Origin of the sequence: Streptomyces sp. DH12 (assembly GCF_020873895.1) — a bacterium.
In the GTDB taxonomy this organism is placed as follows: Bacteria; Actinomycetota; Actinomycetes; order Streptomycetales; family Streptomycetaceae; genus Streptomyces.
On sequence record NZ_JAHWGT010000002.1, the window covers coordinates 210,291 to 229,063 of the forward strand.

17 protein-coding genes are annotated in these 18,773 nt (G+C 67.0%); all 17 read left to right on the forward strand.

The window, feature by feature from the left end:
• Positions 1–67: 67 nt before the first annotated feature.
• The 17 genes from LPA54_RS02550 to LPA54_RS02630 all read left to right on the forward strand — a co-directional run bounded on the left by LPA54_RS02550 (position 68) and on the right by LPA54_RS02630 (position 18,693).
• The gene (locus tag LPA54_RS02550; protein WP_228973401.1) at positions 68–265 is read left to right on the forward strand and encodes a hypothetical protein; all 198 of its coding nucleotides are present in this window, start codon (positions 68–70) and stop codon (positions 263–265) included.
• A complete protein-coding gene (locus LPA54_RS02555; protein WP_228973402.1) occupies positions 265–5,445 on the forward strand; it encodes a peptidoglycan DD-metalloendopeptidase family protein in 5,181 nt (1,726 codons plus the stop codon). The genes LPA54_RS02550 and LPA54_RS02555 overlap by 1 nt, the downstream gene beginning before the upstream one ends.
• Positions 5,446–5,578: 133 nt before the next feature.
• Entirely contained in the window at positions 5,579–7,798 is a 2,220-nt protein-coding gene (locus LPA54_RS02560) for a hypothetical protein (RefSeq protein ID WP_228973403.1), read from the forward strand.
• Positions 7,798–8,907 carry a DUF5047 domain-containing protein gene (locus tag LPA54_RS02565; protein ID WP_228973404.1) on the forward strand — a complete coding sequence of 370 codons (1,110 nt, stop codon included), beginning with the start codon at positions 7,798–7,800 and terminating at the stop codon, positions 8,905–8,907. Before LPA54_RS02560 ends, LPA54_RS02565 begins: the two co-directional genes overlap by 1 nt.
• Entirely contained in the window at positions 8,904–9,161 is a 258-nt protein-coding gene (locus LPA54_RS02570) for a hypothetical protein (RefSeq protein ID WP_228973405.1), read from the forward strand. The genes LPA54_RS02565 and LPA54_RS02570 overlap by 4 nt, the downstream gene beginning before the upstream one ends.
• Before the next feature lie 93 nt (positions 9,162–9,254).
• Positions 9,255–9,680, forward strand: a complete 426-nt coding sequence (locus tag LPA54_RS02575; RefSeq protein ID WP_228973406.1) for an H-type lectin domain-containing protein — start codon at positions 9,255–9,257, stop codon at positions 9,678–9,680.
• Between the two features lie 190 nt (positions 9,681–9,870).
• Entirely contained in the window at positions 9,871–10,692 is an 822-nt protein-coding gene (locus LPA54_RS02580; RefSeq protein ID WP_228973407.1) for an N-acetylmuramoyl-L-alanine amidase, read from the forward strand.
• Positions 10,693–10,696: 4 nt separating this feature from the next.
• The gene (locus LPA54_RS02585; protein WP_228973408.1) at positions 10,697–11,026 is read left to right on the forward strand and encodes a hypothetical protein; all 330 of its coding nucleotides are present in this window, start codon (positions 10,697–10,699) and stop codon (positions 11,024–11,026) included.
• Positions 11,027–13,081, forward strand: coding sequence for an SGNH/GDSL hydrolase family protein (locus tag LPA54_RS02590; RefSeq protein ID WP_228973409.1), 2,055 nt, complete (start codon positions 11,027–11,029; stop codon positions 13,079–13,081).
• 63 nt (positions 13,082–13,144) lie between these two features.
• Positions 13,145–13,759: a hypothetical protein gene (locus LPA54_RS02595; RefSeq protein ID WP_228973410.1), complete on the forward strand. Its 615-nt coding sequence runs from the start codon at positions 13,145–13,147 to the stop codon at positions 13,757–13,759.
• Positions 13,760–13,774: 15 nt separating this feature from the next.
• Positions 13,775–14,011, forward strand: coding sequence for a hypothetical protein (locus LPA54_RS02600; RefSeq protein ID WP_228973411.1), 237 nt, complete (start codon positions 13,775–13,777; stop codon positions 14,009–14,011).
• A 985-nt stretch (positions 14,012–14,996) separates the two neighbouring features.
• Complete coding sequence (locus LPA54_RS02605; RefSeq protein ID WP_228973412.1) at positions 14,997–15,707, forward strand: hypothetical protein; 711 nt, start codon at positions 14,997–14,999, stop codon at positions 15,705–15,707.
• Between the two features lie 241 nt (positions 15,708–15,948).
• Positions 15,949–16,752, forward strand: coding sequence for a PD-(D/E)XK nuclease family protein (locus LPA54_RS02610; protein ID WP_228973413.1), 804 nt, complete (start codon positions 15,949–15,951; stop codon positions 16,750–16,752).
• The gene (locus LPA54_RS02615; protein WP_228973414.1) at positions 16,749–17,546 is read left to right on the forward strand and encodes a hypothetical protein; all 798 of its coding nucleotides are present in this window, start codon (positions 16,749–16,751) and stop codon (positions 17,544–17,546) included. The genes LPA54_RS02610 and LPA54_RS02615 overlap by 4 nt, the downstream gene beginning before the upstream one ends.
• Positions 17,543–17,719 (forward strand): hypothetical protein, encoded by a 177-nt coding sequence (locus LPA54_RS02620; RefSeq protein ID WP_228973415.1) that lies wholly within the window; start codon positions 17,543–17,545, stop codon positions 17,717–17,719. Before LPA54_RS02615 ends, LPA54_RS02620 begins: the two co-directional genes overlap by 4 nt.
• Entirely contained in the window at positions 17,716–17,967 is a 252-nt protein-coding gene (locus tag LPA54_RS02625; RefSeq protein ID WP_228973416.1) for a hypothetical protein, read from the forward strand. The genes LPA54_RS02620 and LPA54_RS02625 overlap by 4 nt, the downstream gene beginning before the upstream one ends.
• Positions 17,968–18,102: 135 nt before the next feature.
• Complete coding sequence (locus tag LPA54_RS02630; protein WP_267486699.1) at positions 18,103–18,693, forward strand: RNA ligase family protein; 591 nt, start codon at positions 18,103–18,105, stop codon at positions 18,691–18,693.
• Positions 18,694–18,773: the final 80 nt, after the last annotated feature.

Sequence of the window (18,773 nt, forward strand, 5' to 3'; positions counted from 1 at the left end):
TCCCGAGCAGCTTGCATCCTCTCAGGGGGAGAGCCACCCCGAAAAGGCTCCGTGGAGCACTCTTGAAATGCTCGTCGCCGCTATGCGGGACGAGATGCGGATAAACACGATCGTCACCATTGCGGCAGCCGGCGGAAAGCCGCCGAAGTTCGTGCCGACTCCACGACCTGGCATCACCCCGACGTCCGGCGGCCGTAAGCGGCTCAGCGACGAGCAGCGCCGCGCCATTGACCCGCGGCTGAGAAACCAGCCGAAGGAGGCGTAATGGCGGACCTGGACATCGTCGGTGGTGCAGCCGTTGACGTCGTGCCGATCGTCCCCAATTTCCACCGCAAGCTTCGTCAAGCGGTCCTTCCAATCGCCGACGAGGTGGGCGCGGAGGCTGGCCGGCGAATGGGCGAGCGCATGGGGGACACCCTGCGCGCATCGCTCGCCGGACAGGGGCAGCGCATCGGGAACGACCTGGGTGACGCCATCGGCGACGCTATGGCCCGCCGCATCGTCACCGCCATCCCGAACGCCATCAACCAGGGCGGCCGTACGGCTCGCGTCGCTGCCACCCGGCAGGGGGCCGACACGGGCGGCGCGTTCGCGCGCTCGCTGCGGACGAAGCTGGAAGCAGCGTTCCGCGCTATGCCCCGGCTGGACGTCCGGCTCGGTGACACTGGCGTTGACGCCGAGCTCTCCCGCATCCGCGCGAAGCTCGAAGCACTCTCCAACAAGCGCATCGGCATCGATGTCAGCGCGGAGGCCGCTGCCGCGGAGGTCGAGCGGCTGGAGGAGCAACTCCGGGAACTCGGAGCGCAGCACCCAAACGTTGCAGTGCGGGCGGACACAGCGACGGCGCGGGCGGCACTCGCGCAGTTCCGCGCTGAGATCGATGCCGTGGGTGACCGCAGGACCGTGCGCCTGGAGGTGGATGGCTCTTTCGGCGCCCGGATGCGCACGGTCATCGAGGCTGCGCAGGCTTCCATTCCGGAGATCAACGTCGACGCGGATACGTCGCCGGCCCGCGCGGAGGTACAGGAGCTGCGCGCACAGCTCGCGGCGTTGGCTGATCAGCGTATTGGCATCGACGTCGACTCGCGCGAGGCGCTCGCGCAGATTAACCGGATCCAGGAGCGACTGGCAATCCTGAGTATCCAGCGCAACGACATTGACGTACGTGTGGATGCCGGCCGCGCGGCGGCTCAGCTTGCCGCGCTGCAGGCCATGGCGGACGACACAAAGATCTTCCGCATCAAGGCACTGGCCGACACGTCGCAGGCCACCAGCGCACTGATGCATCTCGGCATCCAAATGGCCGTCCTGACAGCTATCCCGCTGGGCCCCGTCCTGGCGGCTGGCGTCGGCTCCATCCTCGCGATGGTGACGGCAGCCGGCGCCGGTGTCGGCGCGCTCGGCATCGCGGCAGTCGGCGCCATCAAGGGCGTCACGAAGGCCCTGCAGGCGAAGACGGCCGCTGACGAGGACGCAGCGAAAGCGGCTGCCCGCAGCGAGCGCGCAGGCGTGCAGTCAGCGCAGCGTGCCCTTCAGATGGCCGGCGCTCAGCAGGCTCTCTCCGCGGCTCACCGCACCGCGGCCCGTCAGATCGCGCAGGCGAATCGACAGGTGGAGGACGCCGAACGAGCCGTCGCCCAAGTTGCGCAGCGTGCAGCCGAGCAGCGGCGCCAGGCAGCGGAGGCCGTGGAGCGGGCGGAGGAATCCCTCGTCGACGCCAAGCGTGCGGCCCGGGGTGCGGAAGAAGATCTCACCCGTGCCCGCGCTGACGCCGCTCGTCAGCTCCTGGAGCTGAACGACAGGCTCGCGCAAGGCGCACTAGACCAGCGCGACGCCACCCTTCGCGTCCGTGAGGCACAGGAGCGGCTTGCGGAGGTCACGAAGAAGGGTTCCAAGGCGTCGGAGCTGGACCGTGAGCGGGCCCTCCTCGACCTGGACCGAGCCAAGCAGGCTGCGAAGGAACAGGCGCAGGACTACGCCGAACTTCAGAAGTCGGCCGCCGCCCAGCGCAAGGCAGGCGTGGCCGGCAGCGAGCAAGTCAAGACCGCTTCCGAGCGCCTGGCCGACGCCCAGCGCGAAGTGGTCGACCGGACGGAGGCTGTAGCCGACGCTCAGCGCGACGCCGCGCGGGTCCAGGCGAAGGCCGCTCAGGACATGGTCGACGCGCAGCGACGCGTAGCCGACGCCGTGCAGGCCGTGGCCGACGCTCAGGTGTCCGCGGCCGACTCAGTCGCCTCCGCCGAGCGCGGCGTAGCAGCGGCCCGCATGTCGGGCGCCGCCGCGTCAGCGACTGCTGTGACGAAGGCAGACCAATACCGCGACGCGCTGGCCAAACTGACGCCCGCGCAGCGTGAACTTTTCAATTCCATAGCGGGCCCCCGTGGACTCACGGAGGCTTTCTCCGACTGGCAGAAGAGCCTACAGCCGCACACACTCCCGATATTCACGCGAGGCGTACACGCGGCTAAGCGCGCTCTCCCCGGCCTGACGCCGCTTGTCGTATCCTCCTCGTCGGCAATTCAGACGCTAATGGACAAGGCGTCGGCGCAGCTTAAGAACCCCTTCTGGGTCGACTTTAAGAAGGGCCTCCGGGAAAGCGCTGAACCTGCTGTCGTCGGGTTTGGCGTTTCTTTCGGCAACGTCATCAAGGGGATGGCGGGAGTCATCAATGCTTTTTTCCCGCATATGGACGGGATCGTCGCCCGGTCCGACCGCATCACGGCTCGGTTTGCGAAGTGGGGGACGAGCCTTAAGGGTAGCCCCCAGTTCGAGCGGTTCCTAGAGTATGTCAAGGACACGTCTCCTGGTTTGGCCGCCTTCATTGGCGACATATTCCGGGCCGTCTTCGACGTCACCAAGGCACTGGCGCCGCTCTCGAAGACTCTCTTCAGCGTCCTGACGCCCGTGTTCGAGGCTGTCTCATGGCTCTCGAAGAACTTCCCCGGGCTCATCCAGCTCCTGTGGGGGATGTACTTCGCGACGAAGGCAATCGCTCTCGGTATGGCTGCCTTTGGCGCGGCAATGGCGCTGTACGAGATTGCCGTAGCCGGCGCCATTCTGGTCACGTCCGGGTGGGCGGCAGCCATCAACGCAACAGGAATCGTGCCGGTCATCCGGGCCATTGTCCTGATAGTCGCGCTCCTGGTCGCTGGTCTGGTTTACGCCTACAAAAACTGGGGATGGTTCCGCACCGCAGTTGACACCACCGTCGCCGCTATCGGCAAGGGCATGTCCTGGCTTTGGGCGACGATCCTCAAGCCTGTCCTCCTGGCCATCTGGAAGGGCCTGAAGGCAGCTGGCGACATCGCCCTGTGGCTGTGGGACGCCGCAATACGGCCAGCCTTCAATTTTATCGGGATGGCGGCGAAGTTCCTGGTCACGGCGCTGATCACGCTTCTCCTCCTGCCCGCCTATCTAGCGTTCAAGTTGCTAGGCGCTATCGCGCTTTGGCTGTGGGAAAAGGCAATCGGCCCGGCTTTCCGGTTCATCGGAAACGTAGCCTTGTGGCTCTGGAACGTCGTACTGAAGCCCGTGTTCAAGTTCATGGGCGACGCGGCGATCTGGCTGTACGACAAGGCCATCAAGCCAGCCTTCACCGAGGCGAAGAAGAAGTTCGACGTCCTGGGCGCAGCGGCCAAATGGCTCTGGGATAAGGTGCTCCGTCCGGTCTTCGGCTTCATAGGCGACAAGGCCGGTTGGCTGTACGACAAGGCCATCAAGCCTGCGTTTGATCAGATCCGCGCCGCCGTGGGGCTCGTCAGTAAGTCTTTCGAGTCCGGAAAGAACGCGATCGGCAAGGCGTGGAATGAAGTCGAGCGCATCGCGAAGAAGCCCGTCCGATTCATCATCGATCATGTCTACAACCAGGGAATTGTCCCGCTGTGGAACAAGGTCGCTGAAATTACCGGCGCGGACACGCTCAAGACCATGAAATTGAAGGGCTGGGCGCGTGGTGGAATTCTCCCCGGCCAGTCCTCTTGGAGGGACGGGGACGATCAGCTAGTCCCCATGCGACGTGGCGAAGGCGTGTATGTCTCCGAGGCGATGCGCAATCCCTACGAGCGTGCCCGCCTTCACGCCGTCAACAGAGCCGCCATGCGTGGCGAAAGCCTCAGTCCGTTCCAGGGCTACGCCGGCGGCGGAATCGTCGGGTGGTTCGAAGACAAGGCCAAGGCAGTCGGCAACTGGGCGGCCGGTAAGGCGGAGGCAGTCGGGAACTTCGTTTCCGGTGCCGCCGACGTCCTGGACCCGGGCGCCGTGTTCGACGCTGCGAAGGTATACGTAAAGAGCCAGCTCAAGCCGCTCATGACCAACAAGTGGGCGCGTTCTGTCGGCGAGATCCCGGGCCGCACGCTTACGGACCTGAAGGCGAAGGCGCTCGACTTCTTCGGCTTCGGCGGTGGCGCTGGTGGTGGCGCGTGGATCAATCCCGTAGCCGCTCCGTACGGAACTCCGTACGGCAAGGCGGGGAAGATGTGGGCGTCGGGCCGACACACCGGCCTGGACTTCCCCGCTGCGACGGGTACTCCCATCAAGGCCGTAGCTGACGGACGTGTTGCGTACACCCGCAGTTCGGGGCCGTATGGCATCCACGCTCTGATCAACCACGGCAAGGGCCTGGCCTCCCTGTACGCGCATATGTCTGCCACCGTGACGGAGGCTGGCAAGGCGGTTCAGCAAGGCCAGCAGATCGGCCGCGTCGGCGCCACCGGCAACGTCACGGGCCCGCACCTCCACCTTGAGGCGCGGCGCAACGGCAACCCGGTCGACCCGATGACGTACCTCTCTGCCGGGGGCGGCAGCGGAGGCAAGGGCGTTGAGCGCTGGCGGGGCACGGTGCGTCAGGCGCTCAGCATGACGGGCAATCCCTCGTCGTACGCGGACCTCACACTCCGGCGAATGAATCAGGAGTCAGGCGGCAACCCCAAGGCCGTCAACCTCTGGGACATCAACGCTAAGAAGGGCACGCCGTCGGTCGGTCTCATGCAGGTCATCAAGCCGACGTTCGAGGCGCATGCGGGCCGGCTCAAGAAATTGGGTCCGTTCCTGCACGGCGTCAGCACGAACCCGCTGGCGAACATCTTCGCGTCGATGAACTACGCGATGTCCCGCTACGGCTCTCTCCCGCTCGCGTACAACCGCCCTGGTGGCTACGCGGGCGGCGGGTTCCCGCAAGTCGGTGAGCTCTCGTGGGTCGGCGAGCACGGCCCGGAGCTCGTGCGGTGGCTCCACCCGGCGCAGGTCTACAGCCACACCGACTCCATGGCCATGACCCGAGAGGCGGGGCGTTTGTCCGACGTGGACGGACGAGGCACGACCACCCTCACCGCGGACGTGCACGTGTACGTCGGGGACCGCGAGATCACCGACATCGTCGACACCCGCATCGAGCTACACGACACAGCAGCAGCATCCGCCATCGAGACCGGAAGGGTATTCCTCTGATGACTGACGAGACCCTGCCTCCCGTCCCCGAGCAGGGCGGGGAGGCCCCGGTCTACGAGGCTCCCGCCGTGGAGGCGCCCCCGAGACCAGAGGCGCGCCCCTCACGGGGTGAGCCAACGCTCGGGGGCCGCTCATGAGCGTCGCAACGAACCTGCTGTCGGCCAATGTCAGCAGCATGGAGACGGACGCGTCCGGGTGGGCGCCCGGTACGAACACGTCCGTCGCTCGGACGACCGCCCGCGCCTACGCTGGCGTGGCGTCTTTGCAGCTCACGGCATCGGCCGCGGGTACCGTCCGGGCGACCACGTCAGGTCGTGTCGCTGTGACGGCCGGCGCCCCGTACCTCTGCTACGCCTACGTCGCCAATGCGTCCGCAGCGACCGGCCGCACGGCCACGGTGACCGTGACGTGGTACGGCGCAGGACTCGCCGGCCCCCTTATCGGGTCGACGACGAGTCAAGCCGTCACCGTCCCGTCCACGGGGTGGCTGACACCTCCGCCTATCCTCCTCGCCACGGCGCCGGCGACTGCTGCGACCGCCACTGTGACCGTCACGGTGACTGGCATGTCCGCTGGGTCCGCGGTGTCCGTCGACGCCGTGGCGTTGGGCCCGCCCGCACTGCTGGAGGGCAGCCTCCTCAGCTACAACGTGCAGGGCTGCGAGGTCGACGCGTCCGGATGGCAGCCGATATGGAACTGCGGCGTCTCCCGCACGAGCACACGCTCCTACGAGGGCTGGTGGTCGCTGACGATGACTGCCACGGCAGCCGGCGCCATGCGCGCGGGCACCGTGGCGGCCGTGCCCGTGACGGCGGGGGAGGAGTACTACGCATCCGCGTGGATCTACCCGCCCGCCGGCGGAACGGAACTGCGGGCACAGGTGCGCTGGCTGGACTCCTCCGGGGCCGTCCTGACCACGAGCTCCCACCCCTGGACGGGGCTGGCAGCCTCGACGTGGACGCGCTGCGTCGTCATCGACACGGCACCCGCGGAAGCCACTCATGCTCGTGTGGTCCTGGAGGCCGTGGCCACCGCCTCGGGGCAGGTGTGGACGGCGGATCAGATCGCCCTACGCCCTACACCCGTACTCCCCGGCTCGATGATCGGCTACGCCGCGCAGAGCATGGAGGCAGGCGTCTCGGCGTGGACGGCGGAAAGTGGATGCGCCGTCGACCGCTCGACGGCACTCGCGTATGAGGGTGTCGCGTCGCTCGCGGTGACTGCCACGGGCGGCCAGGACGCCGTCATCACGCTGGCGCAGGATCTACCCGTCGCGCCACGTCAGGCGTACCAAGTGGTCCCGCACGTCTACCACGCGCAGGCGGAGGCTCCCGTCATCGTAGACATGCTGTTCACCTGGAAGGCCGCTGACGGCACCCTGATCACGTCGACGTTCTACCGCTGGTCGATGGCGGCGCAGGGCGGCTGGTATCTGCCCCGCGGGAGTGGCGTTGCGCCGGCTGGGGCGGCCCTCCTCACGGTGGGCATGCGCTTCCTGGCGCCCGCTGCAGGCGACGTCTTCTATGTGGACGAGGTCCTCGTAGCCGTCGGCGGTATCGCGGCCATCCCCGACCCGATCGACGGCGTATACGGCGCCGCCATCAGTGTCCAGGGCCTCACCACGGGCGGATACACCTACTGGGGCCTGTGGAGGATGGGCCCGGACGGCGCACTGACGCCGGTCCGCGGCCCACATGGTGACCTGACACAGTCGGAGATCACCGGCGACATCGACATCGCGCACGATTTCGAGGCGCCGCTAGGCGTGCGGATCCGGTACTACCTGAAGCTCTGGACGGGCTCGGCCTACGCTGCCTTCACGTCCGACTCGATCGTCATCCCCGAACCTGACCCGACCATGGTCGTCATTAAGGATCCGGGGCAGCCAGCTCGGCAGACGACGGCCGTAGTCGCAACACTGCCCGACTGGTCGCGCAGCGCACGCCAGGGTGTCAACCCGATCCGCGGACGCGCCCGCCCGATCGTCATCGCCGACGTCCGCACCAGCCGCACTGGCACCCTGACGCTCGTCACGGAGACGGCGGCCGACGCCGACCAGCTGTGGTGGGTGCTCGAAACGGGGGCCACCTTGCTACTCCAGTGGCCTCCCTTCTGGGGCGAACGTGACATCTACGTGCAGGTAGGCGACGTGACGGAGGCGCACATCGTCGCCTACGCCGAGCACGGCGACCGGACATGGTCGCTACCTCTGACGGAGGTGGACCGACCTATCGGCGGTATTGCCGGCTCGGCTACGCGCACCTGGCAGACGGTCATTGACGAGCACGCCGACTGGCTGGCTGCCCTGCAGTCCACGGAGACCTGGCTCGGCGTCTACTCGGGGGTGTCCTGATGTACCCGTTCACTGCCGCATTCGGCCAGGCGCTCACGCAGTCGCACACGATGGTGTCTCGCGTGGACGCCCATTACGCCGGGGCCGTGACGATGACGGATCTTCCCATCGCGGACGGATCCGTCATCGTGGACCGTGGGAGCAAGGCGCGGCGGACGCTCTCCCTGACCGTGGCGGATCCGTCGCTTCTCCCGTGGGACGCGGCAGACCCCCTCGCGGTCTACGGTCAGCAGCTCGTGGTGTCACGCGGAATTCGGTTTACCAGCGGTGCCGTCGAAATGATCCCGCTCGGGACGTTCCGCATCAACGAACCGTCGGGCGACACGCTTTACGGCCCCGTGACGATTTCCGGGCAGTCCATGGAATGCGCCGTTATCGACGACGTATTCGACGTGCCGACGTCGACAAAAGGCGTCGGCACGTGCGTAGCGGCTATCGAATGGCTCATCCATCAAACGCTACCGGGCGCCGTGGTCGTCAATCTGACGGCCGGCGCTCGGAATCCGGCATGTGCCGTTGTCGCGTGGGACGCGGGGGCGAATCGCTGGGACGCAGTTGTTCAGGTCGCCACCGCCATGCAGGCCGAAGTCTACGTAGACGCTCTGGGGCGTTTCGTTATCACGGATATGCCCAACGTCCTCTCAAGCGCTGCCGTATGGGACATCGCGGAGGGCGAGGGAGGAACGCTGATGGCGTCGGCGCGCACGATGTCGAGAACAGCGGTCTACAACAGCGTTGTTGCGAGCGGAGAAAACACCTCTGGCAACACGCCGCCGGTCAGCGCATTTGCGCGTGACACCAACCCGATAAGCCCGACCCGCTGGGGTGGTCCTTTCGGTAAAGTGACCAAGCACATTTCGTCAGGGCTGTGGACTACTACTGCCGCCTGCCAAGCAGCCGCTAACGCCGCCCTTTTCGACGCCGTCGCGCCGAACATTCAGACTTCGATTGATGCCGCGCCTAATCCCGCTCTTGAGGGTGGAGACGTAATCAGGGTGGCTCACGCCGGGCGAAAGGAATTGTTCCTCGTGCAGTCGCTGACGATCCCGTTGACGGCTGACGGCGACTTCTCCATCTCCCTGCGCGGAGGCAAGGAGGACTTGACGTGAAGCGCACATCTCCGCTGGTAGACGCCATGATCCGCGCCGTTGATCGGGCCGTTGAGCAGCGCGCGCCCGCGTGGATGCTGGCCACCGTGACGGCTGTGTACGGGGACGGGACCGTCGACATAACCACTGCCCGCGGACCCGTGGAAAGCGTGCGCCGGCTGCTCTCGTATTCCTCTCCGACGGTCGGCGATGTCGTCAAGGTGGACCGGAACGCGGATGGCAATTGGATAGTCGTCGGAAAGCTTGCTTCGTAGGAATGGGAGAGCTGGAATATGCCCGATGTAGATAGGTACGGCCAGCAGATCCCGCGGCCAGTCCTGTCCGACACTCCGAATATCGAATTGGCCATGAAGGACATGCTGGACGAGGCTGTAAAGCATGTCGTCCTTCATTTCGCCACCGCTAACGCGCGTGCTGCGGCATTGAGCGGGAGCAGCGCGCCTGTTCCGGGAATGCTGACGTGGCTAAACGACTCGCGGCGCTACGAGTACTGGAACGGAACGGCTTGGGTGCGGCTTGTTCCGCACAAGCAGCGTGGCTCCACTCTGGTGTCATTCTCGTCGCGCACCTCGTTTACGCGGGACATCACGTTCCCGACGCCGTTTGCGACGGACCCTTTCGTGTCTGTGTGGATCCACTCCGGCGCGGGTGAAACTGCACAGTGGCACGCCCGTCCGATCAACGCGACGAAGACCGGATTCACTCTCTTCCTCTTCTCGACAACGGCGTCCGCGTGGAGCGAAGTGTCGGTGAGATGGGAAGCCGAAGAGTAAACATGCGCCACACACAGACTTTCCGCCCCGAAGCGTCGGGGCTTTTTCTATGCCCGGGAGGGGAACACGCATGGCTATCCCAATGACCGCTACGCAGATAATCCGGAGCCTTCAGGACGAGGGCGTTGACGTCCGCGAGTACCGGAGCTGGAGGACGCACAACCGGAACCACCGGGGCGCGTGGGGCCCAGTGCACGGTGTCGTCATCCACCACACCGCCGGGACGAGCTCCCTCGCACTCTGCTACGAGGGGACGAGCGCGCTCCCCGGCCCGCTCTGCCACACGCACCTGAGCAAGAGCGGGGTGGCGACGATGGTTGGCCACGGCCGCGCGAACCACGCGGGCGGCTTCGCCGAGAACGCGCACTCCGCCGTGCTCAACGAAAGCTCCACGCACCCGCGGCCCGCCAAGGCGGAGCCCGTCGACGGGAACAGGTACTACTACGGCATCGAGATCGAGAACCGGGGCGACGGCAAGGACTGGTACCCGGCCGCCCAGTACGACGCCGCCGTCCGATGGGCTGCCGCCATCTGCCGCTACCACGGCTGGACGGCTGACTCCGTGATCGGCCACAAGGAGGGGACGACGCGGAAGATCGACCCGCGCGGCCCGGTCGGAAAGAAGGACGGCCCCGCGTGGGACATGGACGCTTTCCGCGCCGACGTGGCAAAGCGCCTGACGGTGCGGCCGGCCACCCCGGCACCGAAGCCGACCGTCAAGCGGATCGTCTCCCTCGCGGCCGTGGTCTTCGCTGCCACGCACTCCGAGGCGGAGGAGCGCGCGTACAGCAAGTCGCTGGACGACGTCCGCGCCGTGCAGCACGCGCTCATCGCTGAGGGGCGGCTCGCGCCAGGCACCTACGAGGGCGGGATCTTCGACATCCCGACGAAGAACGCCTACGCGGCCTATCAGAGGACGCTTGGCTACGACGGCGTGGACGCGGACGGCGTGCCGGGTGAGTCCAGCCTGAAGCGCCTCGGCGCCAAGCGTGGCTTCACGGTTGTGGCGTGATCGTGTGGAACTTCTCGTCGCCATCGTCGGCGCGCTCGCCGTCATCGGTGCCGCCGGCATTACCGCCCTGGCCCCGGTTTTCATGCGTCGCACCCGCGGCGCCGTAGCGGCGGAGGGCGAGACAACCCGGGCCGTCACCCTCGACGCCCTCGACGTCGTCAGTCGGACCATGACCGACCAAGTCAGCGCGCTCGGCGCCCGGCTGGACTCCCGCGTCGACGACGTGCGCGACGACCTGGACGAGGTCCGGGAGTCCATCGCGCGCGTCCGCGAGTGGCAGGCGGGACACGACGCCGAACACCTGCTTATCCCTCGCCCTGGAGGAGACGCCTAAATGCCCATGCCACCTGGAATCGCGACCGTCACACTGACGGGCCGCTACATCCGCCCCGACGGAACGCCGCTCCAGGGGACGGTCAGCATCACGGCGCCCGGCCTGATCACGCTGTCCGGCGCCGACTCGCTGGTGAACGGCTCCGCGTCGGTCGCGCTGAACGCCTCCGGCGCGTTCTCCGTGGTCCTCGTGGCCACCGACAACGCCGACATGCAGCCGACCGGCTGGGCGTACAACGTCGTGGAGTCGATGAGCGGCTTCCCCTCCCGCTCATACTCCATCATGCTTCCGCAGGCGACTCCCGTCGTCGACCTGGCGGACATCGCGCCAGCCAACCCGGCTAACGGGGACTACGTTCTGATCACCGGCCCCGCGGGGGCGGACGGGCGGACGATCCTCTCCGGCACGGTCGACCCGACGTCGGGCGACGGCGCGAACGGCGACTTCTACATCAACACGACGAGCTGGACCATTTTCGGCCCGAAGGCGGCCGGCGCGTGGGGGAGCGGGACGACGCTCGGGGGCGGTGGCGGAGCCATCACGTCGGTGAACGGCGAGACAGGCACCGTCGTCCTCGACGCTGCCGACGTCGGCGCTGACCCTGCCGGCGCCGCGAGTGCCGCGCAGACGGCTGCAGAGGGCACGGCGCAGGCATACACGGACGCTGCGATAGCCGACGAGGTGACCCGCGCTGACGCTGCCTACGTCGCCCTTACAGATCCGCGGCTGACCGACGACCGGAATCCAAGCGCGCACGCCACCGCACATGCCGCCGGCGGTACCGACGAGCTGACACCCGCCGCCATTGGCGCCGCCAGTGCGTCAGCCCTGACGTCGCTGACGAGCCGCGTAACGACGGCAGAGGGCACCCTCGCTTCCCGCCAGCGGACGGCGATCAGGCGCGGAGACATCGCGGATCTGGCGCTCGCTGACCCGCTGTACTCCGGCGCCGCTCCGACGATCACGACGACGCAGACGACCACGAGCAGCATCACGAGCGCCGTCAAGCACGCGCCTCCGCTGGTGGCTCTGAGTGGCTCCGACGTCCGCGGGGACTTCCTGTTCCTGGGCGCTACAGACTTTGCCATCGGGTCGACGAGCCCGGACACGAACTATGCGCTTCCGACTAGCAAGATCCCGCACACGTACGCGAGCGGCCAGAGCTCGTGGGCGTTCGAGTTCGTGACGGACGCGGACGTCTTCGAGCTGCGTTTCAAGTACATCAGCTCCGCGAGCTCCTACAAGCTCAGCATCGACGGCCGCCCGCTCACCACCTACCCGGTGGGCGTGGGCGGGACGACGGCGGGCAGCGGGCACATGCTGAAGGTCGCGTTCTCTGGAGCTGCTGTCCGGCGCATCCGGATCGACCTCTACAACGTCCCCTTCGGCGGCATCTACATCGGGCCGTCCTACTCCCTCTGGCGCCCCGTGACGGCCGGCGGACGGCTGATGGTGCTGGGGGACAGCATCACCGACGGCAGCTCGCAGAACGCAGGCCAGGGCGTCGGTACCTGGCTGTACCGCGCGGCGCGGATGCTCGGCGTAACGGACGTGTGGGACCAGGCGCGGGGCGGCACGGGCTTTATCACAGCCGGCGCTTACGCGACGTTCGGCGACCGGCTGTCGGCCGACGTCGTGGCGTACAGCCCGGACGTGCTGATCATCAAGGGCGGGTACAACGACGCGAGCGGCTCACAGTCTGCCATCGCGACGGCAGCCGCGTCCCTTCTCTCCGCGGCAAAGGCGGCGCTGCCGAACGCGCAAATCATCGTGGCAGGCCCGATCTCCCCGACGGCCTCCCCGGCGACGTCGATCACCAACACGGACACCACGCTCCGGACGGAGGCGACGGCCGCCGGCCTCCCGTACGTCTCCCTCGTCACGGGTGAGACCCGCACGGGCGCCGGCACTGTCGTCAGCACGCAGTCCCCGTACGTGACCTCAGGGAACGTGTCGACGGTCATCGGCGCTGACGGCGTGCACCCGACAGATGTCGGACACCTGCACCTGGCCCGGTGGATGGTGCGGGCCCTGGCGCCGATTCTGCCGCTTTGAAAACTCGGTGTCACAAAGCCTGTTCTCCTGTCCATAACAAGGACACCGGAACAAGGAGGGGCCATGGGCAACATCGGCATCATCGGGCGGGCGCGCACGGGTAAGGACACGGCGGGCACGTGGCTCGTGGAGAACCGCGGGTACCGCAGGATCGCCTTCGCCGACCCGCTGAAGGAAGCGGCGCTGAAGCTGGACCCGATCATCAACTACATCGACATGGGCCAAGTCCCGGGGAAGCCGCGAACCTGGCTTCCGGACCGGCTGAGCGAGCTCGTCGCGTGCGACGGTTGGGAGCGGGCGAAGGACGAGTACCCAGAGGTCCGTCGCGTCCTCCAGGAGCTCGGCGCCGCCATCCGCGCCATCGACCCCGAGTTCTGGATCCGCACCGCCCTGACGCGGGTCCAGGAGGCGAACGAATCCGGCGTCCCTGCGGTGATCACCGACGTCAGGTATCCCAACGAGGTGGCGAGCCTGAAGCGGGCAGGCTTCCATCTGATCCACATTTCGCGTCCCGGCGCCGCACTGCTCACCCACGAATCCGAGGGTGCCGTCAGCATGAGCGACGCAGACCACCTGATCACCAACGACGGGGCCATTACGGATCTTCGTCATCGAATCGAGCGGGTGTGGGAGGACGTGGAGCGCGCCGAGTCCCGTCGCCACTTCGCCCGCCTCTGACCACGAAAGGCACTCATGAAGTCCCTCAACGCTCTGGCCCTCCGCGCCTACGTCTGGCTGCAGCTCTTCGCCGCGCAGGAGCCGGTACGACTCCGTGCCGCCCTGACGTCCGCCCTCCTGGCGCTCGCCGTCCTGTTCCCCGCGCTGGCAGCGGACGGCGTCGCGGACAAGGTGACGGCCGTCAGTGTCGTGGTCCTCCCGATCCTCTTCGGGGAGTCCGCGCGCCGGAAGGTGTCGCCAACCGGCAAGTAACCAACCTTGACCGAATCTTAGCCAAAGCTTAGGGCAACCTAAGTGCACCACGCATCTAGCCCCCGTATTCCCAGGTCAGCCGGGAGTACGGGGGCTTTTTGCGTTTCCGGGGCTCCGTGAGTCGACTCGCGGAGGGGGTGCGGAGGTGATCGTTTCGGTTTGGTGCGGGCGCTGCACAGGACTAGATTCCGGGGTATGCCGACCTCACCGGGCGCCCTCGTCCAGGTGCTCGTCACTACATGGGACCGCATCCGGTCCGACGTAGCCGACCTACCGCCTGTGCAGCCCGTCATTACCACCGCTTCCCTAGCCGCTGACCACGGCCCCACTAGATGGCGATGGGAGGGGGATGTCGTCGCAGGTCTCGTGATCAGCGCGGACACCCTCCGCCTAGGCCCTGACGCCGTCCTCACCGCCCTTCTCCACGACGCTGCGCACGTCCTGTGTTGGACCCGTGGGGTAAGTGACACCACCATGCGTGGCACGTACCACAATCAGAGCTTTTTGGCTGCTGCGGAGGAGGTAGGGCTCACCTGGCCTGCCGACCGACCACGCGCAGCGCTCGGATATCCGGACCCAGAGGTGTCGCCCGGAGCCTCGAAGCGCCACACCGCCGACTGCAAACAGCTGGCGGCCATACTCCCTGACGTGCTGCCGCACCTGATTCCGCCTGCGCCAACACGTCCAGCGCGGACAGACCCGCGGGTGGCCGCCGAGTGCGAGTGCCCAAAGCCACGCAAGATCCGCGTAGCCGCCACGGTGCTGGATCTAGGACCGATCACCTGCGGGGTGTGCGGGCGCGCTTTCACCCGCGTGTGAACACGCGCCGGCCACGCGCCCTAGACAAGGCATGTGCCACTCGCGGTACTCTCCTCTGACCACCCACCCCAGGAGCTTTCGCATGTCTGCATCTAAGGCCGTAACAAAGCGAGAGGGCCAGCAGCCCGCCCCCAGTGGCGCCGCTCTGCCGGCTCTCAGCGCGGACATGGTGGCGACCGAGAGTGACGAGGAGCTCGTAGCCCGGGGCGCAGCTCTGGTACGTGAGCACGCGCGAGTGGAGCACCAGCCAGCCATCATCCTTCGCAGCCTGGCCGTTGTCCTCGTGGAGCTGCGGACTCGCTGCACCACGTCGGACGGCGAGATGGATCTACTTGGGAGGTCGCAGCGGTACCGCGACGAGGCGCGTCGGATCTACGCAGGCGCAGGCATCGCACCTGACAGTGAGGACCGGGTCCAAGCAGCTGTGCGGTGGCACATCGGCAACCACATTCGCGAGAGGTTCGATGTTGACACGTTGCGGCAACACGGTCTCCTCGTCGACGGCCCGCGGAAGCGGGTGGAGCGAGGTCGCAAGGCGCGGGCGGCGCTGGTGACGGCCGCATCCGCTGAGCGTGACCTATCTGCGGCGCCTGCCAAGAAGGCGACCAAGAAGGCACGCGGCAAGGCTGCGGATGCGGCGACGGCCACCGCACCGCCCGTCGACGAGACTGCTGGGGCACGTGTCAAGCTGACCGCGGACCACCTCCGCTTCGGCCAGGCCCTCGCCACCATCGCCGGTCAGATGCGCCCCGACGTGATCGACAACGAGATGACACCGGGCCAGGCGGCCAAACTGGACGACCTCCTTGCCGAGACGCAGACCGCGTTGGCTGCACTGCGTCGACACACGAAGAAGCGCAGGTCAGCGACGTCGTAGAGCCTCCTCGTCGGCCGCCGACTCCGCCCTTCCGGGTGTCAAAGTGCCAAACTAGACCCTAATTTCCTTTCTCTCTAACGCGCGTTAAGAGGGAAGGGAAAATAGGGTCTAGTTTGGCATTTTGGCGCCAGTCTGGCCCGTCACAAGATTCTTTGAGGTCGCTGTCACAACCGGGCTCCCCCTGTCCATAACTAGGGCAGGAGACGAGGACGAGGACGAGGACGAGGACGAGGGAGCACAGATGGCCGGCGTAGCAACGATCAAGAGGGGTAGCAGCCGCTTCTACATCGATCCCGGGGACGCGGACGTCAAGGTCCCCGGTGTGACGAGCGTCGTCGGGATGCTGCCGAAGGACTTCCTGACCTTCTGGGCGGCGAAGCAGTCCGCGGAAGCGGCGGTGACCAACTGGGACATCGTGTCGCAGCTCATCAAGCGTGACGAGGCAGGCGCGATCGACTACCTGAAGGGGGCGCACCGCCGGACGTCGAAGGCGGCGACCGACCTGGGCAGCGCGGCACACGACCTCTTCGAGCGCCTGGCGCGCGGGGAGGAGGTCAAGGACCGTCACGTGCACTCCGATGTTCGGCAGCACGTGAGGCACTTTCGCGAGTTCCTCGATGAGGTGCAGCCCCGGTTCCTCCACCTGGAGGAGACGGTCTGGAGCGACACCCACCAGTACGCCGGCAGCTTCGATGCCATAGCCGAGATAGACGGCGGGCTTGTGATCGTCGACTGGAAGACGTCGAAAGCCATCTACGACTCGGTGGCCCTCCAGCTCTCCGCCTACCGGTACGCCGACCGCATCATCCGCGCGTCCGACGGCGAGAGCATCCCGGTCCCCGACGTGATGGGCGGGGCAGCTCTCCACGTCCGCCCGGAGGGATGGAGCCTGCACCCGGTCGACTGTGGGCCGCAGGTCTTCGAGGCGTTCTGCGCGCTGCGCAGGGTCTTCGACTGGGAGAGCGAGGGGAAGAAGCGCGTGATCAGGAAGCCGGTCGCGAGCGGCGGGGAGTTCGTCAGCGGCACGCAGAGGAGAGCGGCGTGAGATTCGAGATCAGACACGAGGCCCACGGAACCGTGGACTTGGCGCTCGACGGTGTCACGCTCCTCGGCGCCTCCAGCAGCAGCAATGAGGACGTACTCAACTATGTTGCCATCAGGATGACGCACGCGGACTTTGAGTCGCTCGTGTCGGCGATGACCACCACCCGTGTCCGAGAGCTTCACCGTTCCCTCGACGACACCCTGGAGCTGGTCAAGACGCTCAGCGACGAACGTGACGCGTGGAAGGAACGAGCCGAAGGTGGGCTGTCCCGGGCAGGCGTCAACGCCCTGTCTGGCGTCCACCGTGCGGCGCGCGTTGAGCACGCCAAGTACCCGGACGAGGCGCGAGAGTTCCACAAGAGCATTGACGCTCTGGAGCGGGTGGCCGTGTCGGCTGTCTACGAGGAGAACGAGTCTGGAGGCCACGCCCGACAGGTTGTCGCCGACGTCGCCCGCGTCTTGGGCGTCGACCTGGACGAGGGTCCCGGGCGCCGCTGGGACCCGGATCACATGGCGCGGGTGGTTGGGAGTGCGAAGGCGACCTGCGACGAGCGCGACGATCTCCGCGAGCAAGTGGCGCTGTGGAAGACCTTGGCAGAGCGCCAGGACAACACGGCTCCGCTCCGTCGCGAGCTTCTCCTCGTCAAGAGCGAGCGCGACGAACTGAAGGGCCGGCTGGACTACCTGAAGTACCAGGTGGACGCACTCCCGACGAGCGACGGCGCCGACGAACTCCGTGCCGTCATCGTCAGCCAGGCTCGGGAGATCGCGCGGTTGAAGGGGGAGAGCGAGTGAGCAAGTACGGCAAGGAGGTCGAAGAGCCCTACGCCCATGGCGGGCTCGTGATGCTGGACATCCGTGACTACGACGCTCGGGCCGTGACATCCATCTCCCCCGACGAGGCGCGGCTCCTGGCGCTGCGCCTGATCAAGACGGCCGACGAGGCGGAAGGGCAGGAGGAATGGTGAGCGGCGTCCCCCAGACCCCCGCCGAGTACCGCGCCGCGGAGCGCGAGCGGAAGCAGCGCGAAGCCTTCATGCAGTCAGCTACGAAGTTCGTTGTCAGCCTGGCGTTCCTCCCCCTGGAGGCATGGGTCGTCATGCTCGCGCTCGGTGCGCTTCACGGGGCGGTGGCTGCCGTACCGGCGATCGGATACGGCGCCGCGCTGCTGATCCTCCTGGGCATCAACATCCTGGCCGGCAAGGTCCGCAAGTAGCCACGCAAGTCATACACGTAGCGGGGTGTCCTTCACCGGGCGCCCCGCCCTTACGCATGCGAGGAGAGAGATGCACGAGTTCACGCCCTGGCCGAAGACGGCACGCCTGTTCCGCGACGTCGTGTTGACGAGAAGCTGGACGGTACGAATAGCGCGGTCCACATCACGGCCGTCACCGGAGGCGTCGACCCCGGCGAGTACCCGAGCGGTGCGGCGTCCGTTGTCGTCGACGGCAGTCAGTACATCCTCACCGCCCAGTCTCGAAAGCGCGTCATCACCCCCGGCAAGACGACGGATAACTTCGGCTTCGCCGGCTGGGTGCACGACAACGCCGCGGACCTCGTGCGCATCCTTGGCGAGGGCCTGCACTTCGGTGAGTGGTGGGGCCGCGGAATCCAGCGCGGGTACGGGCTGGAGGAGCGGCGATTCTCGCTCTTCAACACGGCGCGCTGGTACGAGACGGGTGAAGACGGGCTCGACTCCATGTCGACGCGGGCCGGCCTGACGGCGCTCGTCGACGAAATCGGCGCAGTCCCGGTGCTGTACGAGGGCCCGTTCAGCGAGGGGGCCGTCCTGTGGGCCCTACAGAACCTGGCGTCGGATGGCTCCGTTGCCGCCCCCGGCTTCATGAACCCCGAAGGCATCTGCGTCTACCACACGCAGACCCGAAGCGTCTTCAAGGTGACCCTCGACAACAACGACGCCGGGAAGTGGGAAGCCGCGTGAGCGACGAACGTGATCCGTACTACTGCTACACGCACGGCCGCATCTGCCGGCCGTGTCCGCCGTCGATCGTCTAGCGCACG